Annotated in this window: 23 protein-coding genes and 1 riboswitch; of the genes, 11 read left to right on the forward strand and 12 right to left on the reverse strand. The window is 73.8% G+C overall.

Features of this window, described 5'->3' with window-relative positions; genetic code table 11:
• Positions 1-77 precede the first annotated feature (77 nt).
• From ADK52_RS37205 to thiO, 3 genes are all read right to left on the reverse strand, one after another.
• On the reverse strand, positions 78-872 hold the full coding sequence (locus ADK52_RS37205) for a thiazole synthase (protein ID WP_053694264.1): 795 nt from the start codon (positions 870-872) through the stop codon (positions 78-80).
• Between the two features lie 5 nt (positions 873-877).
• Positions 878-1,078 (reverse strand): sulfur carrier protein ThiS, encoded by a 201-nt coding sequence (gene thiS / locus ADK52_RS37210; protein WP_030156043.1) that lies wholly within the window; start codon positions 1,076-1,078, stop codon positions 878-880.
• Positions 1,075-2,346: a glycine oxidase ThiO gene (gene thiO / locus ADK52_RS37215; RefSeq protein ID WP_078988895.1), complete on the reverse strand. Its 1,272-nt coding sequence runs from the start codon at positions 2,344-2,346 to the stop codon at positions 1,075-1,077. Before thiO ends, thiS begins: the two co-directional genes overlap by 4 nt.
• Positions 2,344-2,456, reverse strand: a riboswitch (TPP riboswitch). Its footprint overlaps the gene before it by 3 nt.
• A 105-nt stretch (positions 2,457-2,561) precedes the next feature.
• On the opposite strand from thiO, the gene ADK52_RS37220 reads away from it, so the two are divergent.
• The 5 genes from ADK52_RS37220 to ADK52_RS37240 all read left to right on the forward strand — a co-directional run bounded on the left by ADK52_RS37220 (position 2,562) and on the right by ADK52_RS37240 (position 7,047).
• Positions 2,562-3,782, forward strand: a complete 1,221-nt coding sequence (locus tag ADK52_RS37220; RefSeq protein WP_053694265.1) for an NAD(P)/FAD-dependent oxidoreductase — start codon at positions 2,562-2,564, stop codon at positions 3,780-3,782.
• Between the two features lie 90 nt (positions 3,783-3,872).
• Positions 3,873-4,238, forward strand: coding sequence for an Rv2175c family DNA-binding protein (locus ADK52_RS37225; protein WP_030156038.1), 366 nt, complete (start codon positions 3,873-3,875; stop codon positions 4,236-4,238).
• Between the two features lie 119 nt (positions 4,239-4,357).
• Positions 4,358-5,020 (forward strand): thiamine phosphate synthase, encoded by a 663-nt coding sequence (thiE, locus tag ADK52_RS37230; protein ID WP_053694266.1) that lies wholly within the window; start codon positions 4,358-4,360, stop codon positions 5,018-5,020.
• 92 nt (positions 5,021-5,112) lie between these two features.
• Positions 5,113-6,030 carry a methylenetetrahydrofolate reductase [NAD(P)H] gene (gene metF, locus ADK52_RS37235; RefSeq protein WP_053694267.1) on the forward strand — a complete coding sequence of 306 codons (918 nt, stop codon included), beginning with the start codon at positions 5,113-5,115 and terminating at the stop codon, positions 6,028-6,030.
• 51 nt (positions 6,031-6,081) lie between these two features.
• Positions 6,082-7,047: a hypothetical protein gene (locus ADK52_RS37240; protein WP_053694268.1), complete on the forward strand. Its 966-nt coding sequence runs from the start codon at positions 6,082-6,084 to the stop codon at positions 7,045-7,047.
• A gap of 82 nt (positions 7,048-7,129) precedes the next feature.
• Here the strand turns inward: ADK52_RS37240 and ADK52_RS37245 are convergent, their stop codons facing one another.
• The 5 genes from ADK52_RS37245 to ADK52_RS37265 all read right to left on the reverse strand — a co-directional run bounded on the left by ADK52_RS37245 (position 7,130) and on the right by ADK52_RS37265 (position 11,485).
• On the reverse strand, positions 7,130-8,542 hold the full coding sequence (locus ADK52_RS37245; RefSeq protein WP_199828608.1) for a phytoene desaturase family protein: 1,413 nt from the start codon (positions 8,540-8,542) through the stop codon (positions 7,130-7,132).
• 97 nt (positions 8,543-8,639) lie between these two features.
• Positions 8,640-9,275: a DUF4126 domain-containing protein gene (locus ADK52_RS37250; protein ID WP_053694270.1), complete on the reverse strand. Its 636-nt coding sequence runs from the start codon at positions 9,273-9,275 to the stop codon at positions 8,640-8,642.
• Between the two features lie 134 nt (positions 9,276-9,409).
• Positions 9,410-9,811: a DUF3040 domain-containing protein gene (locus tag ADK52_RS37255; RefSeq protein ID WP_030156028.1), complete on the reverse strand. Its 402-nt coding sequence runs from the start codon at positions 9,809-9,811 to the stop codon at positions 9,410-9,412.
• A gap of 306 nt (positions 9,812-10,117) precedes the next feature.
• Positions 10,118-10,876: a methyltransferase gene (locus tag ADK52_RS37260; protein WP_053694271.1), complete on the reverse strand. Its 759-nt coding sequence runs from the start codon at positions 10,874-10,876 to the stop codon at positions 10,118-10,120.
• 87 nt (positions 10,877-10,963) lie between these two features.
• Complete coding sequence (locus ADK52_RS37265) at positions 10,964-11,485, reverse strand: SAV_6107 family HEPN domain-containing protein (protein WP_053694272.1); 522 nt, start codon at positions 11,483-11,485, stop codon at positions 10,964-10,966.
• A gap of 195 nt (positions 11,486-11,680) precedes the next feature.
• Between ADK52_RS37265 and ADK52_RS37270 the strand changes: the two genes are divergently transcribed.
• The 3 genes from ADK52_RS37270 to ADK52_RS37280 are packed head-to-tail and all read left to right on the forward strand — an operon-like array spanning position 11,681 to position 15,268.
• Positions 11,681-12,541 carry an ATP-binding cassette domain-containing protein gene (locus tag ADK52_RS37270; protein WP_053694273.1) on the forward strand — a complete coding sequence of 287 codons (861 nt, stop codon included), beginning with the start codon at positions 11,681-11,683 and terminating at the stop codon, positions 12,539-12,541.
• A complete protein-coding gene (locus ADK52_RS37275; RefSeq protein ID WP_053694274.1) occupies positions 12,513-14,597 on the forward strand; it encodes a YhgE/Pip family protein in 2,085 nt (694 codons plus the stop codon). The genes ADK52_RS37270 and ADK52_RS37275 overlap by 29 nt, the downstream gene beginning before the upstream one ends.
• Positions 14,598-14,641: 44 nt before the next feature.
• Positions 14,642-15,268, forward strand: coding sequence for a TetR/AcrR family transcriptional regulator (locus tag ADK52_RS37280; RefSeq protein WP_053694275.1), 627 nt, complete (start codon positions 14,642-14,644; stop codon positions 15,266-15,268).
• Between the two features lie 365 nt (positions 15,269-15,633).
• Here the strand turns inward: ADK52_RS37280 and ADK52_RS37285 are convergent, their stop codons facing one another.
• From ADK52_RS37285 to ADK52_RS37300, 4 genes are all read right to left on the reverse strand, one after another.
• The gene (locus ADK52_RS37285; protein ID WP_053694276.1) at positions 15,634-18,063 is read right to left on the reverse strand and encodes a transglutaminase TgpA family protein; all 2,430 of its coding nucleotides are present in this window, start codon (positions 18,061-18,063) and stop codon (positions 15,634-15,636) included.
• Positions 18,060-19,433: a DUF58 domain-containing protein gene (locus ADK52_RS37290; RefSeq protein ID WP_053694277.1), complete on the reverse strand. Its 1,374-nt coding sequence runs from the start codon at positions 19,431-19,433 to the stop codon at positions 18,060-18,062. The genes ADK52_RS37285 and ADK52_RS37290 overlap by 4 nt, the downstream gene beginning before the upstream one ends.
• Positions 19,433-20,443: an AAA family ATPase gene (locus ADK52_RS37295; RefSeq protein ID WP_053694278.1), complete on the reverse strand. Its 1,011-nt coding sequence runs from the start codon at positions 20,441-20,443 to the stop codon at positions 19,433-19,435. Before ADK52_RS37295 ends, ADK52_RS37290 begins: the two co-directional genes overlap by 1 nt.
• Before the next feature lie 135 nt (positions 20,444-20,578).
• A complete protein-coding gene (locus tag ADK52_RS37300; protein WP_053694279.1) occupies positions 20,579-21,130 on the reverse strand; it encodes a beta-class carbonic anhydrase in 552 nt (183 codons plus the stop codon).
• 341 nt (positions 21,131-21,471) lie between these two features.
• Here ADK52_RS37300 and rsmH point away from each other — a divergent pair, with 341 nt between their 5' ends.
• The 3 genes from rsmH to ADK52_RS37315 form a co-directional block, all read left to right on the forward strand.
• A complete protein-coding gene (gene rsmH, locus ADK52_RS37305; protein WP_030156013.1) occupies positions 21,472-22,401 on the forward strand; it encodes a 16S rRNA (cytosine(1402)-N(4))-methyltransferase RsmH in 930 nt (309 codons plus the stop codon).
• The gene (locus ADK52_RS44260; RefSeq protein WP_053694280.1) at positions 22,398-22,964 is read left to right on the forward strand and encodes a hypothetical protein; all 567 of its coding nucleotides are present in this window, start codon (positions 22,398-22,400) and stop codon (positions 22,962-22,964) included. Before rsmH ends, ADK52_RS44260 begins: the two co-directional genes overlap by 4 nt.
• Positions 22,965-23,048: 84 nt before the next feature.
• A partial coding sequence (locus tag ADK52_RS37315) for a peptidoglycan D,D-transpeptidase FtsI family protein (protein WP_063784038.1) occupies positions 23,049-25,011 on the forward strand: 1,963 nt, incomplete at its 3' end.

The raw sequence follows: 25,011 nt of genomic DNA on the forward strand, positions 1-25,011 counted from the left end.
CCCCGGGGCGGGTCGCCGGGGGCGGGGGGGCGAGGGGGAGATGGCGGCCGCGCCGTGAGCCCCGTACCCCCGCCCCCTCAGAACGCCGGGCGTTCCGGATCCAGGGCGGCTCGGCCCTGGGTCGGGGACGAGGCCTCCGCGAAGCGGCGCTGGGGGATGCGGCCCGCCCGGTACGCCAGGCGGCCCGCCGAGACGGCGTCCCGCATGGCCGCCGCCATCAGGACCGGGAACTGCGCCCGGGTCACCGCCGAGGCCAGCATCACCGCCGCGCAGCCCAGCTCCATCGCCAGCGCCACGTCCGAGGCCGTGCCCGCCCCCGCGTCCAGGATCACCGGAACCCCGGCCCGCTCCGCGATCAGCTCGAAGTTGTGCGGGTTCCGGATCCCCATCCCCGAGCCGATCGGGGACCCCAGCGGCATGATCGCCGCGCAGCCCACGTCCTCCAGCTTGCGCGCCAGCACCGGGTCGTCGTTCGTGTACGGCAGGACCGTGAAGCCCTCGTCCACGAGCGTCTCCGCCGCGTCCAGCAGCTCCACGCCGTCCGGCAGCAGGGTCCGCTCGTCGGCCACGACCTCCAGCTTGATCCAGTCGGTGCCCAGCGCCTCCCGCGCGAGGCGCGCCGTCAGCACCGCCTCGCCCGCCGTGAAGCACCCCGCCGTGTTCGGGAGCACGGAGATGCCCAGCTTCGTCAGTACCGACAGGACCGAGCCCTGGACCGTCGGGTCCAGCCGCCGCATCGCCACCGTCGTGAGCTCCGTACCGGACGCGGTCAGCGCCCGTTCCAGGACGTCCAGGCTGGGCGCCCCGCCCGTGCCCATGATCAGGCGGGACGAGAAGCTCCGGCCGCCCAGTACGAAAGCGTCGTCAGCCATCGCGCTCAGCCCCCCTGTACCGCGGTGAGGACCTCGACCCGGTCGCCCTCGCCCACCGGCGTCAGCGGCCACTGCCCGCGCGGGACCACGGTCTCGTTCAGTGCGGCCGCGACGCCGGACGGAGCCGCGGTCAGGGTGGCGACCACCGCGTCGAGCGTGGTGCCGGCCGCGATCTCGCGCGGCTCGCCGTTGACGGAGATGGTCATGCGTACGACTCCTGACGTGCGGCGGAGAACCGGCGCGGGGTGAACGGTCGGGCGATCTCCGGCAGCGTGCCGGTGGTCAGCAGCTCCGCCATCACGTCGCCGGTGAGCGGGGTCAGCAGCACCCCGTTGCGGTAGTGCCCGGTGGCCAGGTGCAGGCCGGGCAGGTCGGTCGGGCCGAGCAGCGGGGCGTTGTCCGGGGACCCGGGGCGCAGTCCGGCCCGGGTCTCGGTCAGCGGCAGTTCGGTGATGCCGGGCACCAACTCGTGCGCGTCGCGCAGGAGCTCGTACACCCCGCCCGCGGTGACCGTGGTGTCCCAGCCGAGTTCCTCGCTGGTGGCCCCGATGACGAGCTCGCCGTTCTCACGCGGCACCAGGTACACGTGGCTGCCGCGGACCACCGCCCGTACCGTCCGCGACAGGAACGGCGCGTACGCCGCCGGCACCGCGAGCCGCAGCACCTGCCCCTTCACCGGCCGTACGGGGGGCAGGACCCGCGCCGGTACGCCGGCCAGCCGGCCGCTGAGCGAGCCCGCGGCCAGGACCACCTGGTCGGCGCGCAGCTCCGTACCGTCGTCGAGCCGTGCGCCCACGGCGCGGTCGGCGGCGGTCAGCAGCCGCTCCGCGGCCGCCCGGCGGATCTCCACGCCGGCGCCCTCGCAGGCGGCCAGCAGCGCGGCCGCCAGCCGGCGCGGATCGACCTGGTGGTCGCCGTCCACGCGCAGCCCGCCCCGCACGCCGGGGGCCAGCATCGGCTCCAGGCGGCGGCACTCGCGGCCGGTGAGCCACTCCGACTCCAGGCCGCAGCGGCGCTGGAGGGCGTGCAGTTCGCGCAGGTGCAGCCGGTCGTCGGCGTCGAGGGCCACGGCGAGGGTGCCGCAGGCGCGGTAGCCGATGTCCATCCCGCCGCTGGCCTCGGCCAGCTCGGCGGCGAACTCGGGGTAGCGGGCGGCCGAGGCGACGTTGAGGCCCAGCAGGGTCTCCTCGCCGTAGTGCAGCTCCGTGACGGCGGCGAGCATGCCGGCCGCGACCTGTGCGGCGCCGCCGCCGGGCGCCGGATCGGCGAGCACGGTCCGCAGCCCGTGCCGGGCCGCCCGCCAGGCGGTGACCAGGCCGATGATCCCGCCCCCGATGACGAGGACGTCCGACCCTGCGGATCCTGTGGACCCCGAGGACCCCGAGGGCCCTGTGGACCCCGAGGATCCTGTGGACCCCGAGGGCCCTGTGGACGTCGGGGATCCCGCTCCGGATCCCTTCCGAGATGAGTGCATGGGCGTCCAGCCCCTCCCTTCGCCGGCATGACCCGGATCAGGTTCGTACGGTCGGAGGCCGCTCAGCCTCCCTCTCAGCCCGGTCCGCCCGGACTCCCGCGATGGGTAACGGGCGCCAGCCTAACCCCGGCGCCGGGGGCGGGTAAGGCTGCCTCCCCGGCCGCCGCGCCGGTCCGCTGTTCCTGACGAGTTGTCAGATCGCTAGGCTGGGCGCCGTGAGCGAGCAGACGGAACAGACTCAGAGCGGCGTCGTCATCGTCGGCGCCGGAATGGCCGGGGTGCAGACCGCGGTCGCGCTGCGGGAGCAGGGGTGGCGCGGCCCCGTGACCCTGCTGGGCGCCGAGCCCCACCAGCCGTACGACCGGCCCCCGCTGTCGAAGGCGGTGCTGCTCGGCAAGGCCGAGGACTCCGCGTTCGACGTGGACTTCGAGGGGCTCGGCGTCGTGCTCCGGCTCGGGGTGGAGGTCACCGGGCTGCGGGCCGCCGAGCGCGAGCTGGACACCGAGGCGGGGCCGGTCCCGTACGAGGTGCTCGTCCTGGCGACCGGCGCCGAACCCCTGACCCTGCCCGGGTCCGAGGGCGTCCCCGGCGTGCACCTGCTGCGCACCCTGGACGACGCGGCCCGGCTGCGGCCGGTGCTGGCCCGGACCCCGGCGACCGTGGTGGTCGGGGCGGGCTGGATCGGCGCCGAGTTCGCCACCGCGGCGCGCGAGGCGGGCTGCGCGGTGACGGTGGTCGAGGCGGCGGACCGGGTGCTGGCCGGGGCGCTGCCCGCGGAGGTCGCCGCCCCCATGGCCCACTGGTACGAGGAGTCCGGTGCGGCCCTGCTGACCGGCGCCAAGGTGTCCTCGGTGGAGTCCGGGCGGGTCCTGCTCGCGGACGGGCGGGAGCTGCCCGCGGGCGCGGTGGTCGTGGGCATCGGAGCCCGGCCGGCGACCCGGTGGCTGGCGGGCTCGGGGGTCGAGCTCGGCCCCGAGGGCGCGATCACGGCGGACGAGTACCTGCGCACCTCCCTGCCCGGGGTGTACGCGGTCGGCGACTGCGCGTCGTTCCCGTCGGCCCGCTACGGGGCGCGGCTGCTGGTGCACCACTGGGACAACGCCCTCCAGGGGCCGCGGGTGGTCGCGGCGAACATCGTCATGGGGAAGGCGGCGCAGGTCTACGACCCGGTGCCGTACTTCTGGTCGGAGCAGTTCGGGCGCTTCGTGCAGTACGCGGGGCACCACGCGGGCGCCGACGAGCTGCTGTGGCGCGGGGACCCCGCCGAGGCGGCGTGGTCGGTGTGCTGGCTCCGGGGCGGGGCGCTGGCCGCGGTCCTGGCGGTGGGCCGGCCGCGGGACCTGGCGCAGGGGCGGAAGCTGATCGAGACGGGGGCCCCGGTGGATCCGGCGAAGGTCGCCGATCCCGCGGTCCCGCTGAAATCGGCGCTGGTCTAGGCGTTACGGGAAGGGTGCGGAGCGGGTGCGGGGACCCGGACGGGTCGGCTCGGGTACCGGGTGCCGGTCCGAAGTGGCAGGCTTGTGCCCGTGACCGAGATTGACGCAAAGATCGATGCCCTTGTCCCCGCCTGGCTGTACGTCCCCGACATCGCCGAGATGCTCGACATCGAGGTGACCCGGGTCCGCCAGCTGGTCAAGGAAGGTCAGCTGATCGCCGTACGACGGGGCGAGAACCGTTCGCTCCAGGTGCCCGCCCCCTTCATCGACGGAGACAAGATCGTCAAGGGCCTGGTCGGCCTGCTGACCGTGCTCCGCGACGACGGCTTCTCCGACGAGGAGATCCTGGAGTGGCTGTTCACCCCGGACCCGACCCTGCCCGGCACCCCCGTCCAGGCGCTGAGCGAGAATCGCGGCACGGAGGTGAAGCGCCGCGCTCAGGCGCTCGCCCTCTGACCCGAGAGACCCGGGCGACCGGAGCAACCCGGCGGCCCGGGTGATCCGAGCCGCCTGATCCATCTGCGGTGCGCGGGCCCCGGACGGCCCGTGCACCGCATCCACCCCGGGGGGTACCCATGTCCGCGAACGTGTCCGCGCGCACCCAGCTGTCCGACGCCCGGCTCTACCTGTGCACGGACGCCCGCAAGCGGCAGGGCGACCTCCCCGAGTTCCTCGACGCCGTCCTGGCCGCAGGCGTGGACATCGTCCAGCTCCGGGACAAGGGCATGGAGGCCGGCGAGGAGCTCGAACACCTCCGGGTGTTCGCCGACGCCGCGCGCCGCCACGGCCGGCTCCTCGCGGTGAACGACCGCGCCGACGTCGCCCACGCCATCGGCTCCGACGTCCTGCACCTGGGCCAGGGCGACATCCCGGTGCCCGCCGCCCGCGCGATCCTCGGCGAGTCCGTCCTGATGGGCCGGTCCTGCCACGCCGAGTCCGAGGTCGACGCCGCCGTCGCCGAGCCGGGTGTGGACTACTTCTGCACCGGCCCCTGCTGGCCCACCCCCACCAAGCCCGGCCGGTACGCCCCCGGCCTCGGGCTCGTCCGGTACACGGCCTCGCTGGCCCCCGCCCGCCCCTGGTTCGCCATCGGCGGCATCGACGCCGGCAACCTCGACGAGGTCCTCGACGCCGGAGCCACCCGCATCGTGGTCGTCCGCGCGCTGACCGAAGCCTCCGACCCGGGCGCGGCCGCCGCCGACCTGGCCAAGCGGGTCCGCGAGCGCGTTTCCGCCTAAGTCCTCCCGAGCCGTCCGTGCGGGTGTCCAAAAACGTGTCCAAAAGGCGGACGCGGCTTCGGCCCGCACGAAGGCGCGTCTAACCTGCCCGTATGGCCCTTGGTACCGCTTCCACCCGCACGGACCGCGCACGCACGGTCCGCGACCTGATGGCGTCCGGGAGCCCGTCGTACTCCTTCGAGTTCTGGGCCCCCAAGACGGAGAAGGGCGAGCGCAACCTCTGGAACGCGCTGCGCCGGATCGAGGCGGTGGGCCCGAGCTTCGTCTCGGTGACCTACGGGGCCGGCGGCTCCACCCGCGGCGGCACCGTCAAGGCAACCCAGGAGATCGCGGCCGACACCACCCTGACCCCCGTCGCGCACCTCACCGCGGTCGACCACTCCATCGCCGAGCTGCGCCACGTCATCGGCCAGTTCGCCGACGCCGGCATCCGCAACATGCTGGCCCTGCGCGGCGACCCGCCGGGCGACCCCATGGGTCCCTGGGTCGCGCACCCCGAGGGCGTCCACTACGCCGCCGACCTGGTCCGGCTGCTCAAGGAGTCCGGCGACTTCTGCGTGGGCGTCGCGGCCTTCCCCGACATGCACCCGCGTTCGGAGGACTGGGACACGGACATCCGTCACTTCGTGGACAAGTGCCGCGCGGGCGCCGACTATGCGATCACCCAGATGTTCTTCGATCCGGAGAATTATCTGAGGCTGCGCGACAGCACCCAGAAGGCGGGCTGCGAGACCCCGATCATCCCCGAGGTCATGCCTGTTGTGGGCATCAAGCAGCTCGACCGGCTGCCCCAACTCAGCAACGCAGTCTTCCCCGCAGCCGTGAAAGAGCGCATGCTCGCCGTCAAGGACGATGCAGCCGCTGTACGCTCCATTGGGATCGAGTTCGCCACGGAGTTCTGCGCGCGACTGCTGTCCGAGGGTGTCCCGGGGCTGCACTTCATCACGCTGAACAATTCCACGGCGACTCTCGAGATCTACGAGAACCTGGGCCTGCACCAGCGGGCCTGATCGGCCGGCCCCCGTTTCCTGGGCGGTTGGCCGTACCGAGAGGTGCCACGCATGGGAATGACGGTCCTCTACATCGCGTTCGGTTTCGTCGCGCTGTGGCTGCTTGCCGAGGTCCTGATGCAGTACAAGGCCCGGCTGCGCTGGCGGTTGCTCGCGTTCGCCGGGTTCGTCGGTGTGGTCGCCGGGGTGGTGCTGCCGTCGGTGCCGGTCATCGGCATCGGCGCGGCCGCGTTCGCCGTGGGCCAGACCCTGGTGACGCTCTCCTTCCGCAAGGGTTTCGAGGCCGGCTGGGCGCTGCGCCGCGGCGGCGAGCCCGTACGGAAGCAGAACCGGCGCCGCCGGGCGGGCAGCGCGCGCCCCGAGCCCGCGCTCGAGGTGACCGCGCTGGAGTACGGGTCCGACGGGGCGGCGCCGGACCCCGAGGGGGCCGACCGGGCCGACGCACCCGACCAGGCGCAGCAGGAGCCCCGGTTCCAGGCCGCGACCGAGGATTTCTACAGCCCGGAGCCGCTGCCCGAGGACACGGGCTCGTACGGGATACAGAGCTTCGCCCCGACCGCCGACGCGGGCCGGACGGCGGCGTTCGCCTCGCCGTTCCCCACGGCCGAACAGGACGCCCACCAGTACGCGCCCTTCTACGACGGGCAGGGCTACGACCAGCAGGGCCAGGGCGGCTACGACTACTCCGCGGGCTATCCGGCGGGCGGCGAACAGCAGGTCTACGCCGCCTACTCGGACCCGTACATCGGCACGGGCGGGGCCGTGATCCCGCAACAGCCGTACGACTACACCCCGTACGCCGACTACTCCGGCGCCGACCCGTACGCGAGCGCGGGCGGGCAGCAGCAGTACGCGATGGACACCCCGCCCGGCGGGGTGTGGGTGCCGCAGCAGCGGTCCACCGAGGGGGCGGGCGCGGGCTACCCCGGGGACGACCAGAGCCAGTACCCGCAGCAGCAGCAGCCGCAGCAGTACCCGTACCAGGGCACCGGCGAGTACGAGCAGTACCGCTACTGAGGGCCGGGGCACGACGGGTACCGATGTACCGAGGCGGGTGAGCAGTGAGCCCCCGGGGAACGTTCCCCGGGGGCTCACTCCGTCACTGGGAGCCGCGGAACGCCGCGCCCTCCACGATCAGCCCGGCCACCAGGGCCCCGGTCATCCCGGAGTGCGCGAGTCCGCCGCCGGGGTGCGCCCAGCCGCCCGCGAGGAACAGCCCGGGCAGGGCGGTGGTGTTGGCGGGGTAGAGCATCGCGCCGCCCGCTCCCGCGAGGGCGGGCGGGGGCACCGCACCGCCCGGCGCGCCGGTGTCCGCCTCGATGTCCGCGGGCGTGCGCTCCCGCGTCCACAGCAGCCGCTCACGCAGTCCGGGCACGGCCCGGGCCGCGAGGTGCAGCAGCTCGTCCGCGTGGGGCGCAGGGGCGCCCCCAGGGCCGCAGAGGGCGCTCACGGTGACCGCCTCGTGGTCCGCGTCGGGCCGCACGGCGGGATCGTCGGGGCGCAGCACGGTCAGCTGGGTTCCGGGGGAGTGGACCAGGGTGCGGTGGACGGCGTCCGCGGGGCGCGCGCCGCGCAGCGCGAGCAGCAGGGTGAGCCGGCTGGCCACCCCCGGCCCGCGGGCGGGCGCGCCGCCGGCCGGCAGCGGTACCCCCAGCTGCCGCGGATCGACCCCGCAGACCACGAAGTCGGCCGGGGCCCCGGTGCCGTCGGCCAGCAGCAGCCCGGCCGCCCGGCCGTCTTGCTCCAGGACCTCCCGTACCGGCGCGTCGAAGACGAAGGCGACCTTCCGCTCCAGGCAGCGCTCGTACACGGCGGTGGCCAGCGCCCGCATCCCGCCGCGTACGTACCAGCTGCCGAAGGTCTGCTCCATGTACGGGAGCACGGCCGCCGAGGCGGGCGCGGTGGCGGGGTCGACCCCGTACGCCCGCACCCGCGCGGCGAGCAGTTCGCCGAGCTCCCCGCCCAGCTCGCGCTCCGCCACCTCGGCGAGGGTCGGGGGCCGGCGGCGCAGCAGTCCGCTCTTGCGCAGCGCCGGGTACGGATCGCCGCCCAGCACCTGCCAGTCGGGGCGCAGCGGCTCCTCCAGCAGGGGGCGGCGGGTGGCGTTCCAGGCGTCCCGGGCGCGGCCCAGGACCCCGTTCCAGCGCTCTCCCGCGCCCGCGCCGAAGGCCTCGTCGAGGACGGCGGCGGCGCCGCCGCGCGAGCCGCCCGGGAGGGTGACGGAGCTGCCGTCGGGGAGGACGTGCCGGACGGCCGGGTCGGCCTGGACCAGCTCGACGCAGTCCTCCAGGGGCCGCTTGCCGGTCTTGACGAACAGATCGCGGTAGACGGCGGGCAGGTGCAGCAGACCGGGCCCGGTGTCGAAGGCGAAGCCGTCCTGCTCGTACCGGCCGACGGAGCCGCCATAGGTGGACCCGCGCTCGTACACCGTCACCTGGTGCCCCGCCACGGCCAGCCGGGCCGCCGTAGCCATCGCGCCCATGCCGGCGCCGATCACCGCAATTCGTGCCATGCGGATGACCCTATCGAGCGGGATCGAGCGGGATCGGGGGAGGCCGGCTGCAGGTCGGGGGGAGGCCGGCGGGTGGTCGGCGGGTGGCCGGCCGAGTTCAGCGGGGTGGCACGGCGGCCCGCGCGAGCGCCTCGCGCTCCTCGGCGGCGAGCCGCTTCTCCTCGCGGCGCTGGGCCCGGCGGCGCAGGAAGCGGCGGATCCGGCTCCACAGGAAGACGAGTATGGCCAGGCCGGCCGCCAGCAGGACGGCCGCGATGATCGCGGCCGCCTGGGGGTTGAACATCGCGAAGGTGACGATGCCGGCCACGCCCAGGTCCTCGGCGGTGCTCAGCGCGATGTTGCTGAACGGCTCGGGCGAGGTGTTGACGGCCATCCGGGTGCCGGCCTTGACGAAATGGCTGGCCAGCGCGGTGGAGCCGCCGATCGCACCGGCGGCCAGGTCGGAGAGCGAGCCGCTCTGTCCGGCCAGCAGGGCGCCGACCACGGCCCCGGCCACCGGGCGGATCACGGTGTGCACCGCGTCCCAGACGGAGTCCACGTACGGGATCTTGTCGGCGACGGCCTCGCACAGGAACAGCACGCCGGCGACGATCAGCACGTCGGTGCGCTGGAGGGATGCGGGGACCTCGTCGGTCAGTCCGGTCGCGCCGAAGACGCCGAGCAGGAGGACCACGGCGTAGGCGTTGATCCCGCTGGCCCAGCCGCTGGTGAAGACCAGGGGGAGCACACTCACCGGCCCATCATGCCGCAGGACCGGGCCGCGGAACGGGCGATCGCGGAGACGAGGACGGGGCGGACCGGCGCGACAGAGCCGTGAGGGGACGGCCGCCTTACGGCGGCCGTCCCCTCACCCGTGTCTGCGGGGGCCTACTGCCCCTGTTCGTCGCGGCGGCGCTGCCACCGCTCCTCGATGCGGGTCATCATCGACCGACGCTGTCGGTTGCGGCCGTGGGCCGAACCGCCTGCACTGCCGGAGACGGGCTGCTCGCCAGGCTTGGGTGCCTTGCGCCAACCGGTGACCACGAGGACCGTACAGCCGAGCATGACGAGGAATCCCACCACGCTGACCCAGAGTACGTTCGGAATGATCACACCGGTCATGAGGAGCGCGATACCCACCACAATGCCTGCGACTGCCTGGTAGACCCGTCGCCGGGTGTACGTACGCAGTCCGCTTCCCTCAAGCGCTGTCGCGAACTTGGGATCTTCGGCGTACAGCGCTCGCTCCATCTGCTCGAGCATTCGCTGCTCGTGCTCCGAGAGCGGCACGGGAGTCCTCCTCATCCGTCGGTCGCGGGGGGTAGCGACCAGGGGTCCCCTTCAGGATAGGCGGGGAATCGCCCCCGTGATACCCGCCCTCTACGCGAGGTTACAAAAACACTGCCCCGAAAGGGCACCGCCCCGAAAGGCGCCGCCCGAGCAAACCTTGCGCGAAACCGTACCGCCGGGTGGACGGTCATGAGGCGCTTATTCCCCACGGGCCCGACCACCATGCCGGTCACTGGTCACGATCATACGGGGCCCACCGGCTGAACGGAGGGTGTCCGGCGTACTCCCTGAGCGGAACCGCGCAGATCAAGCGGGCTTACCGCCCAGGACGTGCAATTGCGTGGCGACCGCGTGGAAGGCGGGCAGCTCGGCGGCGGCCTCCTCCAGGCGCAGCAGCGCCTCGACCGCGCCCGGCTCGGTGTCGACCAGGACGCCGGGGACGAGGTCGGCGAAGACGCGGACCCCGTGCACCGAGCCGACCTCCAGGCCGGCCCCGCCGACCAGCTCGGCGAGCTGCTCGGCGGTGAAGCGGCGCGGTACCGGGTCGCCCGCGCCCCAGCGGCCGGCCGGGTCGGCGAGCGCCGTACGGGCCTCGGTGAAGTGGCCGGCGAGGGCGCGGGCCAGCACGGCCCCGCCGAGGCCGGCGGCCAGCAGGCTGAGCGTGCCGCCGGGACGCAGGGCGGCGACCGCGTTGGCCACGCCCTCGGCCGGGTCGTCCACGTACTCCAGCACGCCGTGGCAGAGCACCACGTCGTATGCGTCGCGCTCGACGACTTCCAGCAGGCCCTGGGCATCGCCCTGCACCCCGCGGACCAGGTCGGCCACGCCCTCCTCGGCGACGCGGCGCTCCAGCCCGAACAGCGCGTTCGGGCTGGGGTCGACCACGGTCACCCGGTGGCCCAGCCGGGCCACCGGCACGGCGAACTTGCCGGTGCCGCCGCCGGTGTCCAGCACGTCCAGCACGTCCCGCCCGGTCGCCTTCACCCGGCGGTCGAGGGCCTCCTTGAGGACCTCCCACACCACGGCGGTGCGAAGGGAGGCACGGGGGCGGGAAGTGTCCGACACGGCTGATGACTCCTCGGCGCGACAGGGTGAGAGATACGTGCCCCACCCTATTGCCTGGAGGATGCCGTGCCGGTCACCCCGGCCTGCTCAGCCCGCGTCCGGACGCTCCGGGTGCTCCGGGCGGGGCTGCGGCAGCGTCGGCGCCACCGGCTGGAGCGCGAGCATCCGCTCCACCAGCCGCAGGAACATCTCCACGGCGCGCAGCAGATCGTCCGCGTCCCGGACCGTCGCCGCGTCCGCTATCCCCGCCTCGGCCCGCGCCCGGCGGTCGGCGCCGGAGGCGAACAGCGCGCTCCACTCCGTCAGCTCCGGGGCTATCTCCGGCAGTACCTCCCACGCGCTGCGGATCCGGGGCCGGCGCCGGGCGCCGGCCGGCTCCGGCCGTCCGCGCGCGGCGAGCACGGCCGCGGCGGTGCGCAGCGCGGCGAGGTGGGCGGTGGCGTACCGCTCGTTGGGCCGGGTCAGCCGGGCGGCTTCGGCCAGGCCGGCGCGGGCCTTGGCGAGCAGATCGAGCGCGGCCTTGGGGCATCCCCGCGGCGGAGCCGGAGGGGAGGGAGCCGCCGACCTGCGCGGGACGGGGTGGACAGGGGACGGGGACGGTGTGGCCATGACGAACCTCCTGTCGTTGCGTACTGCTGTGTCTGTGTTTGTTCCTGCCCTCATGGTGACGGTCGCCACTGACAATCCCGCTGACCTGCGGCTTTGTCCCCTTCTTCCGGTCAACTGCCCCCCTCTGCGCACGTGGTGCTCCCCAAAGTGCTAGTTTTTGAACTGACCAGTCAGTTCAAAACGAAGGGGGGCGGCGTGGACAGCCCGCACGGAGCGGCCGTCAGGGCCGAGGACTTCGGACTCAAGGGCCCGCGCGGCTGGGTGTTCCGGGGAGTGCGCCTCGACGCGGAACCCGGCTCGCTCATCGCGGTCGAGGGCCCCTCCGGCAGCGGCCGGACCTGCCTCCTCCTCGCCCTCACCGGACGCATGAAGGCCACCGAGGGCCACGCCGAGGTCGCCGGCCACCGGCTGCCGCGGCACATGGCCGCGGTCCGCCGGATCGCCGCCCTCGGCCCGGTCGCCGGAGTCAACGAGCTCGACCAGTCCCTCACCGTCGCCGAGCAGTTGCGCGAGGGCGCGCTGCTCCAGCGCCGCTACGAGGGCCCCGTCCGCGCCCTGCTGCGCCCGCGCGGCGAGCGCCGCACCACGGCCCAGGCCCGGATCGACGCCGCCCTGACCGCCGCCGGGCTGGACCTCGCCACCCTGCCCAAGGGCCCGCGCACCTCCGTACGGGACCTGGAGCGCCTGGAGGCGGTCCGGCTGTCCGTGGCCATCGCCCTGCTGGGCGCACCGCGGCTGGTGGCCCTCGACGACCTGGACCTCAAGCTCTCGGACGCCGAACGCGCCGAGGCCTGGACCCTGCTGCGCTCGATCGCCGCCGGCGGGACCACCGTCCTCGCGGTGTGCAGCGAGGCACCGGACGACGCGACGGTCCTGCGCACGGGCGCCGCGGCGGCCAAGCCGGCGGCCGAGTCCGGCACCGAGGCCGAGCCCGCGGCCGGCCGGAAGCCCGAACACACCGAAGATGCCGAGCACACCGAAGACGCCGAGCACACCGAAGACACCGAAGACACGAAGGGGGCCGACGATGCGCTCGCCGAAGCTCGCCGCGCTTGAGCTGAAGCGGTTCGGGCGGGGGAAGCTGCCCGTCGCCGCTCTCATCGCGCTGCTCCTGCTGCCGCTGCTGTACGGCGCGCTGTACCTGTGCTCCTTCTGGGACCCGTACAAGAACCTGGACAAGGTGCCCGTCGCCCTCGTCAACGCCGACAAGGGCGCCACCGTCGACGGCAAGCACGTCGACGCCGGCGGCGAGATCGCCAGGAAGCTCCACGACAGCAAGACCTTCGACTGGCGCGAGGTCAGCGCAGACGAGGCGGCCAAGGGAGTGGAGAAGGGGACGTACTACCTCTCCCTCACCATGCCCGCCGACTTCAGCACCAAGATCACCTCAAGCGCGGGTGACGACCCCACCACCGGCGCCCTGCAAGTCCGTACGAACGACGCGAACAACTACATCGTCGGGTCGATCTCGCGCACCGTCTTCTCCGAGGTCCGCTCCGCGGCGACCGCCAACGCCTCCCGCGGCTTCCTCGACAAGATCTTCCTCTCCTTCTCCGACCTCCACGGCAAGACCGCCGAAGCCGCCGACGGAGCCGACCGGCTCAAGGACGGAGCCGGCAAGGCCCAGCAGGGGGCCAAGGACCTCGCCGACGGCCTGGACACCGCGGAGGAGAAGACCGGCGAGCTCACCGGCGGTCTGAAGAAGCTCAACTCGGCCGCCGGCAAGCTGGAGACCGGTTCGCGGGACGTCGCGAACGGCACCCAGTCACTCGCCGACAAGGTCAACGGCGCCGCCGGCAAGGCCCGCCCGTTCCTCAAGGACCCCAAGCAGATCGCCGACACGGCCATCCTGGTCGCGGACACCGCCAAGGTCGTCAACAACCACCTCGACACCTTCGCCAAGAAGGCCCCGGCCGTCGCCGCCATCACCCAGCGGGTCTCCACCGGCGCCGCCGACGTCTACGCCAAGACGTGCACCGCGGGCGCCCAGCCGGTACCCGCCACCTGCCCCCAGCTGAAGCGGCTCAAGGAAGACGCCGCCGAGGGCGCCCGGCTGGCCGGCGACGTCAACACGCTGGTCAAGGACACGAGCGGCGACCTCGGCACGCTGCGCGGGGAGCTGACCCTGCTGGAGAAGCAGGCCCGCGCACTCGCCGCGGCCGCCCCCGGACTCTCCTCCGACCTCGACGCGGCCGTCGCCAAGGTCGAGGCCCTCAACACCGGCGCCCACAAGGTCGCCACCGGCATGAGCCAGCTGCACACCGGCCTCGGCACCGCCGAGGACGGCTCCGGCGCCCTCGGCGACGGCGTCGGCAAGCTCGGCGACGGGGCCCACAGCCTCGACGGCGGCATGTACAAGCTCGTCGACGGCACCGGCGAACTCGCCGGCGGCCTGCACGACGGCGCCGGCAAGATTCCGGACTACGACCAGCAGCGGCGCGACGCGCGCACCCAGGTGATGGCCGACCCGGTCAAGCTCGCCAACCAGTCGCTGCACAAGGCGCCCAACTACGGCACCGGCTTCGCGCCGTACTTCATCCCGCTCTCCCTCTGGGTCGGCGCGATGGTCGCCTACATGCTGATCGCGCCGATGAACCGGCGCGCCCTGGCCGCGGGCGCCTCACCCTGGCGGATCGCGTTCGCCGGCTGGCTGCCCGTGGTGGGCGTCGGCGTCCTCCAGGTGCTCGCGCTGATGTCCGTGCTCCACTGGGCCCTCGGCCTGGAGATGGCCCACTCCGCGCTGACCATCGGCTTCCTCGCGCTGGCCAGCGCCTGCTTCGCGGCGATGGTCCAGTGGCTCAACGCGAAGTTCGGGGCCGCCGGCCGGATCCTCGTCCTCGTCGTGCTGATGCTCCAGCTGACCTCGGCGGGCGGTACGTACCCCGTTCAGACCAGCCCCGCCTTCTTCAACTGGATCCACCCGTACCTGCCGATGACCTACATCGTCGAGGGGCTGCGCCGCCTCATCTCCGGCGGAGACCTCACCCGGGTCTGGGTCGGATGCGCGGTCCTGGTGGCCTTCACCGCGGGATCGCTCGTCCTCACCGCGCTCGCCGCCCGCGGCAAGCAGGTGTGGACGATGGACCGGCTGCACCCGGAACTGAGCCTGTAGAGACCGGGCCCGTAGAGATCGGTTGACCTGTGAGAATCAGCGCCATGGAACGCAGCAGCACCGGTACCGGCGGCGGCCGCCGGCAGGCGACCCGCCAGAAGCTCTACGAGGCGGCCGTCACCCTCATCGCCGAGCAGGGCTTCTCCGCGACCACGGTCGACGAGATCGCCGAGCGGGCGGGAGTCGCGAAGGGCACCGTCTACTACAACTTCGCGAGCAAGAACGAACTCTTCGAGGAGCTGCTGCGGCACGGGGTCGGGCTGCTGACGGCCTCGCTGCGCGACGCGGCGACGGAGACGGAGCAGCGCGGCGGCAGCCGGGTCGAGGCGCTCGACGCGATGATCCGGGCGGGACTCGTGTTCATCGACCGGTACCCGGCCTTCACGCAGCTGTACGTCGCCGAGCTGTGGCGGACCAACCGGGCGTGGCAGTCCACGCTGATGGTGGTCCGGCGGGAGGCGGTGGCCGTCGTGGAGACGGTGCTGCGGGAGGGCGTGGAGCGGGGGGAGCTGAGCGCCGAGATCGACGTGCCGCTGACCGCCGCCGCGATGGTCGGCATGGTGCTGGTGGCCGCGCTGGACTGGCAGTCGTTCCAGAGCGAGCGGTCGCTGGACGACGTGCACTCGGCGCTGTCGCTGCTGCTGCGGGGCCGGGTCAGCGGGAACCGCTGAGCGGGGCGGCCCCTGAGGAGGCCGCGGGTGACCCCCGATCGGCGGTGCCGCGGGGTGCCGGGACGGCGTAGAACTGGGGGCGCCACCCGCTCCGCGTGAGTACGCGTACCTAGTCGCGGAAATGAGTACGTGCGCGGATGGCCCCCACCTGGGCGAACGCCAGACTGGGGACACGGACGGGGACCCGGTCCGGACCGCCGACACGGGGCGGCCGGTGCGGACCGGGTACCTAATACCGCGCTACGGCGGGGCTCGGGGGGAACGAGCCCCGCCGTTTCGCATGCGCGCGTAGGGGCGCGCGTGCGCGTGCGCGTGATGCCGGACAGCGGGGCGGGCTCGACTCCCCGCCCCGCGGGGCTACCGCCTCAGCCGCGGTTCCGGACGGGGATGCGGGCCCGGGTACGGGCCAGCAGGTCCGCGCCCCGGGCCGTCCACGCCGACCAGCGGGCCGCCGCCGACCAGCGCAGGCGGGCCGCCGAGCGGGGGAGGAACACGGCGCGTGCGCGGCCGACCCGGGTCAGCGGGGCCAGGAGCCCGGCGCGGGCCAGCAGGACGTCCGCCGCCAGGTCCGCGTACGCCGCCTCGGTGCCGGGCGGGGCGTACAGCGAGCGCTCCACCGCCTCCGCGACCCGGTGCACCGCGTCCGCCGCCTCCGGCGTCAGCCGGCCCAGCACCACCACCCGGGCCGCCGCCCGGCGCGGGGACAGCGCCTCGTCGGGGGCGATGCCCACGTCCCAGGCCGCGTCCGCCAGTTCCTGCCAGGCCGCCAGGACCTGCCCCGCCGCCAGCCGCCGTCCCCGCAGCCGGGTCCGCCACAGGAGGGGGAGCAGGGGGAGGGCCAGCAGGGCCAGGACCGACAGGGTCCAGGTCAGTACCGTCCGCAGCGACGGACCGCCGGCGCCGGAATCAGCCTTCGGCTGCTGCGCCAGCGCCCCGCACTGACCCAGTTTCTTCTCCTCCGGCGGGCAGTCCTGGGCCTTGGACGGCGCCGCCGACGGCTGCGCCGCGCTCTGCGAGGGCAGCGCCGTCGGCGCGGACGGCTGGGCCGCCGGGGCCTCGGCCCGGGAGTAGTCCGGGATCGTGATGCCCTGGCGCGGCGTCGGCTCGAACCGGGTCCAGCCCACGCCCTCGAAGTACAGCTCCGGCCACGCGTGCGCATCCCGCATCGACACGTTCACGCTGCCGTCCGACTGCTTCTCGCCGGGCGTGAACCCCACCGCCACCCGCGCCGGGATCCCGAGCGAGCGCGACATCGCCGCCATCGAGAACGCGAAGTGGATGCAGAACCCCTCCTTGTCGGCGAGGAACCGGGCGATGGCCTGCGGCCCCGTACCCGAGGCCACCTTCGTGTCGTAGCGGAAGCCGCCGTTCACGGCGAAGTAGTCCTGGATCTTCACCGCCCGCGTGTAGTCGTCCTTCGCGCCCTTCGTCACCTGGCGGGCCGTATCGCCGACCACCGCCGGCAGGTTGTCCGGAATCTTCGTGTACTCGGCCTTGATGGCCGGATTCGGCTCCGGCGCCGCCTGCAACTGCTCCGCCGTCGGCCGCAGCAGCAGGCTCCGCACCGTGTACATCGCGCCCTGGACGTTCTGGAACCTGTCCCGGCCCAGCTGGTCCCCGACCAGCGTCCGGCCGGCCGGCTCGAACCGCCACTTGCCCGGGATGTCCACGGACGTCGCCGGGTACGGCATCGGCAGGTAGCGCTGCGCGTACGTGTCCGCCGCCGAGATGCTCGTCCGTATCTCGATCCCGGTCGCCCGGGCCTGCTCGCTCAGCCCCGGCGGGGTGGGCAGCCGCTCCGGCACGTCGGTCAGGGCCCGTCCCGAGGCCTCCCACTTGACGCCGTTGAACTCGTCCAGCGCCAGGATCCGCAGGTACTGCTCGCCGAGCTGCGGGCTGTCCGTGCGGTACTTCAGCACCACCCGGTTGTCCTGGGTGTTCAGACTGCCCTGCAAGGAGACCAGCGGGTTGACCGCCGAGATCGTCCCGCCGACCCCGACTCCGCCGTCGCCGGCCTCGCCGCCCCGCGCGCCCAGCAGCCCGCCGCCGAGCGCGGGCAGCGCCGCCGGCACCGCCAGCGCGATGCCCAGCGCCACCGCGCCGATCCGCCGCCCGGTGCGTACGGGGGCCAGCGCCTGGCCGGAGCCCGGGCCGAGCCCCGCGTACCCGGAGCCCGCCGACCCCCGCGCGCCCGGGGCCGCGCCGAAGACCCGGCCCCACTGGGCGAGCCGGTCGCGGCCCTCGGCCAGCAGCAGCAACAGGTAGCCGCAGCCGGCCAGCAGGAAGGAGACCCAGGAGGCCCCGGAGCCGCCGGAGAGCCCCGCGGCGACCGAGTACAGGGCGAGCAGCGGCAGCCCGGCCGCGGCGGCGGTCCGCAGGGTCACCGCCAGCAGGTCCACCAGCAGCCCGATCAGCAGCACGCCGGACAGCAGCAGCAGCCGGATGCCGTCCGTCAGCGGCGCCGGGATCGCGAACTCGCCGACGTCCTGGACACCCCGCTGGAACAGGGCACCGAAGTCCGTCACCAGGTAGGCCATCGTCCCGGTTCCGGTGGACTCGCCCTTGCCCGCGAACAGGAACATCAGCACCAGCAGCGACACCAGGACCTGCGAGGCCACGGTGAGCGTGCGCCCCAGCGGCACCCGCCGGACCCCGGCCCCCACCGCGCTCTGCACGGCCAGCAGGACCCCGGCCTCCAGCACCCAGCCCGACGAATCCACCAGCGCGGCCAGCGACCACGAGGTGAACAGCGTCGCCAGCATCGCGAAGAGCGTCACGCGCGCCCGCCCGCTCATCCCCAACCTCCGGACGTACCCGTGCCGAGCGGAGCGTTCCCGGCCCGGCGCCACAGCTCCCCGAACGCCACCCCGGGCGGCACGGCCAGCGCCGTCCAGCCCGCGTCCCGCAGCCTGCCCACCCGTGCCTCCACCCGCGAGGGCCGTCCGGCCCAGAGCGCGGAGTCGAGCACGAAGGCCACCGCGGCCCCGCAGCGCGCGCGCATCTTGGCCGCCACTTCCGTCTGTACGTCGTCCAGGTCTCCGAAGAAGGCGATGAGGAGCCCGTCACCGCCGGCTCCGGCGAAGCCCCCGCCGTCGTGGCCGCCGCCGCTGCGCAGCGCGTCGTACGCGCGCGCGAGGCCGGCGCCGTCGGAGTGCCCGACGACCGCGAGGGTGTCCATCATCAGCCCGGCGGCCTCCGCGGACTCCTGCCCGCCGGAGGAGAAGCCGCCGCTGCCACCGCTGCCGGGCGCCGAGGTCCCCGAGTCGGTCAGCAGCCGCGCCGAGAAACCCTGTTCGAGCAGGTGCACCAGGGTCGAAGCGGCCCCGGACACCGCCCACTCGAAGGCGGAGTCCGGTCCGGCGCCCTCGAAGGCGGCCCCGCGGGTGTCCAGCAGGACCGTGGCCTTGCTGCGCTGCGGCTGCTCCTCGCGGCGCACCATCAGCTCGCCGTAGCGGGCGGTGGAGCGCCAGTGCACCCGCCGCAGGTCGTCGCCGCGCCGGTAGGTCCGCGGGATCACGTCGTCGTCGCCGGCCAGGGCCAGCGAGCGGCGGCTGCCGTCGCCGTAGCCGGAGGTCTCGCCGGTCAGCCGGACCGGGACCAGCGGCTCGGTGCGCGGGATGACGGTGAGCGTGTCGTACGTGCTGAACGAGCGGGTCAGCTCGACCAGGCCGAAGGGGTCGGTCAGCCGCAGCTGGAGGGGGCCCAGCGGGTAGCGGCCGCGCAGGTCGGAGCGGACCCGGTAGGAGACCTCGCGGCGCCCGCCCGGTTCGACCCGGTCCAGGACGAAGCGGGGCCGGGGGCCGAGGACGTACGGCACCCGGTCCTGGAGCATCAGCAGTCCGGTGGGCAGCCGGGAGACGTTCTCCATGCGCAACCGGACCCGGGCCTCGGAGCCCGCGGGCACCCGCATCGGGGTCAGCCGGCGGCTGCCGGAGACCCGGTGGCGGGTGCGGTGCAGCGCGAGGACGCAGATCAGCGGCAGGACGGCGAGCAGCAGACCGACCCGGAGCAGTTCGCCCTGGCCGAGTACGTACGCGCACAGCGCGGCGGCGACCCCGGCGGCCAGGAAGGACCGGCCGCGGGTGGTCAGCCCCGCCAGCGAGGCGCGCAGCCCGCCGGCGCCCCGGCTCTCGCCGCCGGCGCCGCGCGGGGCACCGGCGCTCATCAGAAGCTCCGGATGCCCGCGCCGGGCGGCATCTCGCCGCGGGCGTGCGCGGCGGGGACGGGGGTGCGCTGGAGGATGTCGTGGACGACCTGCTCGGCGGTGCGCCGGTTCAGCTGGGCCTGCGCGGTCGGCAGGAGCCGGTGCGCGAGGACGGGGGCGGCCAGCGCCTGCACGTCGTCGGGCAGTACGTAGTCCCGGCCGGACAGCGCGGCGGAGGCCTTCACGGCGCGCAGCAGGTGGAGGGTGGCGCGCGGCGAGGCGCCCAGGCGCAGGTCCGGGTGGCTGCGGGTCGCGGAGACCAGGTCGACGACGTAGCGCCGGACGGGCTCGGCGACGTACACCTCGCGGACGGCCTCTATCAGCTTGACGATGTCGTGGGCGTGCGCGACGGCCTGGAGGTCGTCGAGCGGGGAGATCCCGCCGTGTACGTCGAGCATCTGGAGCTCGGCGTCGGGGCTCGGGTAGCCGACGGAGACGCGGGCCATGAAGCGGTCGCGCTGGGCTTCGGGGAGGGGGTAGGTGCCCTCCATCTCCACCGGGTTCTGGGTGGCGACCACCATGAACGGGCTCGGCAGCGTGTAGGTCGTGCCGTCGATGGTGACCTGGCGCTCCTCCATCGACTCCAGCAGCGCGGACTGGGTCTTCGGCGAGGCGCGGTTGATCTCGTCGCCGATGACGATCTGCGCGAAGATCGCGCCCGGCTTGAACTCGAACTCGCGGCGCTGCTGGTCGTAGATGCTGACACCGGTGATGTCGGAGGGCAGCAGGTCCGGCGTGAACTGGATGCGCTGCACCGAGCAGTCGATGGACTTCGCCAGCGTCTTGGCGAGCATCGTCTTGCCGACGCCGGGGACATCCTCGATCAGCAGGTGCCCCTCGGCGAGCAGCACGGTCAGCGCGATGCGTACGACCTCGGGCTTGCCCTCGATCACGCTCTCGACGGAGTGGCGCACCCGCTCCGCCGTGCTCGTCAGATCAGCGAGGCTCGCTCGGTCGTCATACGTCGTCACCTGGTTCTCCTCGGCCCTTTCCGCAGGGCCGACGCCCTCAGCGCACTCCGGCCCACCCCGACACGGACGCCGGCCCGGACGGTTTTCCGGGCGGCGTCTTCCCGCATTCTTGACGGCGTCCAGGCCTTGTGTCACTCACGAGGCGGGATCGATCTCCCGCAGGAGTCCGGTGTGCACGTCGAAGACGAAGCCTCGCACATCGTCGCGGTGGGGCAGGAAGGGGTTCGTCCGGACCCGCTGCATGGACTGGCGGACGTCCTGGTCCACGTCCCGGAAGGCCTCGACGGCCCAGGCGGGGCGCTGGCCGACCTCGTCCTCCAGCTCGTGCCGGAAGTCCTCGGTCAGGCTTTCGAGACCGCAGCCCGTGTGGTGGATCAGTATCACCGTGCGGGTGCCCAGGGCGCGCTGGCTGATCGTGAGCGACCGGATGGTGTCGTCGGTGACGACGCCGCCCGCGTTGCGGATGGTGTGGCAGTCTCCGAGCTCCAGGCCGAGGGCCTTGTGCAGGTCGAGGCGGGCGTCCATGCAGGCCACGACGGCCACGTGCAGGACGGGACGGGCGTCCATTCCGGGATCCGCGAATTCCGCGGCGTACGCGCGGTTCGCCGCCACCAGCCGGTCCGTGACGGAGCCGCCGCTGGATGCCTGGGGGGTGGTCTCTGCGGGCAGGGATGCGGAAGTCGTCATGCATACGACGTTAGTGGTCACCGCTGGTAAAGGCACGGAGTGAGGGTGGACAAAGAACGTCAACCGTCCTTGTTGTGAGCTAACCCACAGGGGTGAGGGGGTGGCGGCCATATGGGTGAATAGCGGCTTTTGCGGGTTCCGTACGAGTGGAGCGCACGGCGCGCGGGGCGGTTCGTTGACCGCGGCGACCGTTGCACTAAAGTGGCGCGAACCGGCCGGAGCCCGGCCCTGACCGGCCGCCCGGCCCCCTGGTAACACTCCGCGTGCGCGGCGCGGCGTATGCCTGCCGCGCCGTTATCTGAGAGGGCGCTTTGACTAGCGAGTCCCGACATGTCCCGGTGATGCTCCAGCGGTGCCTGGACCTGTTGGCCCCGGCGCTGGAGAGGCCCGGGGCCGTCGTCGTCGACTGCACCCTCGGCCTCGGCGGCCACAGCGAGGCCCTGCTGACCCGGTTCCCCGAGGCGCACCTGATCGGCCTCGACCGCGACAAGGAGGCCCTGCGGCTCTCCGGCGAGCGGCTCGCGCCCTTCGGTGACCGCGCCACCCTCGTCCACGCCGTCTACGACGAGCTGCCCGACGTGCTGGACCGGCTGGGCATCCCCGCCGTCCAGGGCGTCCTCTTCGACCTGGGCGTCTCGTCCATGCAGCTCGACGAGGCCGACCGCGGGTTCGCGTACGCGCAGGACGCGCCGCTGGACATGCGGATGGACCAGACGACCGGGATGAGCGCCGCCGAGGTCCTCAACACGTACCCGCCGGGCGAGCTCGTACGGATCCTGCGCCAGTACGGCGAGGAGAAGCAGGCCAAGCGGATCGTCTCGGCGGTCGTCCGCGAGCGGGAGAAGGAGCCGTTCACGAACAGCGCGCGACTGGTCGAGCTGATCCGCGACGCGCTGCCGCAGGCGGCGAAGCGGACCGGCGGCAACCCGGCCAAGCGGACCTTCCAGGCGCTGCGCATCGAGGTCAACGGCGAGCTGTCGGTCCTGGAGCGGGCGATCCCGGCGGCCGTGGAGCGGATCGCGGTGGGCGGCCGGATCGCCGTGCTCTCGTACCACTCGCTGGAGGACCGGCTGGTCAAGCAGGTCTTCGCGGCGGGCGCCGCATCGACGGCGCCGCCGGGGCTGCCGGTGGTGCCGGAGAAGTACCAGCCCAAGCTGAAGCTGCTCACCCGGGGCGCGGAGCTGCCCACGGAGGAGGAGATCGCCGAGAACCGGCGGGCCGCGCCGGCCCGCTTCCGCGGGGTCGAGCGCATCCGGGAGGCGCGGCTGTGAGCAGAGCCGGGGGACTGGGGCGGCTGCGCGGCGGCTCCTCGGGGCAGGCGGCGCGGATGCCGTTCGTCCTGCTGGTGGTGGCGCTGCTGGCCGGTGGGCTGATCAGCCTGCTGCTCCTGAACTCGGCGCTCAACCAGGGCTCCTTCCAGCTGAGCCGGCTGAAGAAGGAGACCACCGCGCTCACGGACGAGGAGCAGGCGCTCCAGCGGGACGTGGACGGGTACTCGGCGCCGGACGCCTTGCAGCGGCGGGCCCACGAACTCGGCCTGGTCCCGGGCGGCAGCCCGGTCTTCATCGGCCCGGACGGCAAGGTGGCGGGAACGGCGGCCCCCGCGGAACCCCCGCCGCCCCCGTCGACGCAGCCGTCCCCGGCCGCCGCCGCGGGCTCCGCCCCGGCCGGTGCCCCCGGCGCTCCCCAGTCCGCCGCCCCGGGCACCGCCCAGGCCGGCGCCCCCGGCTCCCCCCCGGCCGGCACCCCGGGCGGTGCCCCGGCGGGCGCGCCGCAGGCCGGGCAGCCCGCGCCGGGCGGTGTCCCCCAGTCCAACCCGACCTCCGGAAGGTGACGTCGTGACGCGGACCCTCCCCCAGCTCTCGCCGGGGGTACCCCCGGCGGGGCCTTCCCCCCGCACCGGCGCGGCGGTGGGGGCGTGAGCGCCCCGGGCGGGCGGCGCGTGCCCGGGCCCGGGCCGGGGCGGGCGCGAGCCACCTCGCGGCCCGCCACACGGCGGCCCGGCCCCGCGAGGCAGCCGCACACCATCCGGCTCGGCAGCCCCAAGCCCCGGCTGCGGCTCGTCAGCGTCGGGCTGACCCTCGTCATGCTCGCCTTCGTCGTGCGGCTGCTCCAGGTGCAGGCCGTCGACGCCTCCGCGTACTCCGCCAAGGCCTCCGAGAACCGCTTCGCCAGCTACACCCTCGCCGCCGAGCGCGGCGAGATCACCGACCGCAAGGGCGTCGCCCTCGCGACCAGCGTCGACGCGTACGACATCACCGCCGACCCGAAGATGTTCACCCCGCAGGACAGCAAGGCCCCGGACGCCCCCGAGCAGGCCGCCGCCCTCCTCGCGCCGATCCTCGGCAAGGACGCCAAGGAACTCACCGCCCGCCTCAAGACCAAGAACACCCGCTACGTGATCCTGGCCCGCCGCCAGACCCCCCAGGTCTGGAACCAGATCAAGGACCTCAAGCGGGTCTTCGCCGACAAGGCGGCCGCCGACAAGAAGAACAACGGCCCCGGCGCCAACGTCCTCGCCGGCGTGTTCAACGAGGACAGCAGCAAGCGCGTGTACCCCAACGGGGACCTGGCCGCCGGGATACTGGGCTACGTCAACGCCGAGGGCAAGGGCGCCGGCGGCCTGGAGTCCTCCCTCGACAAGAAGCTGTCCGGCAAGGACGGCGCGATCACGTACGCCCAGTCCGGCGGCCGCCGCGTGCCCACCGCCGGGTCCAGCGAGAAGCCCGCCGTACCCGGCGAGGACGTCGAGCTGACCATCGACCGCGACATCCAGTGGGCGGCGCAGAGCGCCATCAGCGAGCAGGTCGCCAAGTCCGAGGCCGACCGCGGCTACGTCGTCGTCCAGGACGCCCGCACCGGTGAGGTGCTGGCCATGGCCAACGCCCCCGGCTTCGACCCCAACGACCTGTCGAAGGCCAGTTCCGCCGCCATGGGCAACGCGGCCCTCCAGGACGTGTACGAGCCCGGCTCCACCGCCAAGGTGATGTCGATGGCCGCCGTGCTGGAGGAGAAGAAGGCCACCCCCGAGACCCACGTCGAGGTCCCCAACCGGCTGCACCGCGGCGACCGGCTGTTCAAGGACGACATCGACCACCCGACCTGGTACCTGACCCTCAACGGGGTCCTCGCCAAGTCCTCCAACATCGGCACCATCCTGGCCACCGGCCAGCTCGGCGCCACCCAGCCCGAGGCCAACCGGGTCCTCTACTCCTACCTGAACAAGTTCGGCATCGGGCAGCCCACCGGCCTGAACTACCCGGGCGAGTCCCGCGGCATCCTCGCCCGGCCCGAGGCCTGGTCCACCTCCCAGCAGTACACGATCCCTTTCGGCCAGGGCCTGTCCCTCAACGCCATGCAGGCGGCCTCCGTGTACTCGACGATCGCCAACGGCGGGGTACGGATCGCACCCACCCTGGTCCGCGGCACCAAGGGCCCCGACGGCCGCTTCACCCCGGCCCCGGCGCCCGAGCAGACCCGCGTGATCAGCCAGGACACCGCCAAGACCCTGTCCCAGATGCTGGAGTCGGTCGTCGACGACCAGGAGGGCACCGGCACCAAGGCCCGCATCCCCGGCTACCGGGTCGGCGGCAAGACCGGCACGTCCAACCGGGTGGATCCGGCCACCGGCCGCTACAAGGGCTACACGGCCTCCTTCGCCGGATTCGCGCCCGCCGACAACCCGCGGATCACCGTGTACTGCGCCATCCAGAACCCCACCAAGGGCAGCTACTTCGGCGGCCAGATCTGCGGCCCGATCTACAAGAAGGTCATGGAGTTCGCGCTCAAGACCCTCCAGGTCGCCCCCACCGGAACCGCCCCCGCCGGGCTCCCGGTCACCTTCGACTCCGGCCCCGCACCCGCCCCCCAGCCCCCCACAG

It is taken from the genome of Streptomyces sp. WM6372 (genome assembly GCF_001279655.1).
GTDB lineage: Bacteria > Actinomycetota > Actinomycetes > Streptomycetales > Streptomycetaceae > Streptomyces.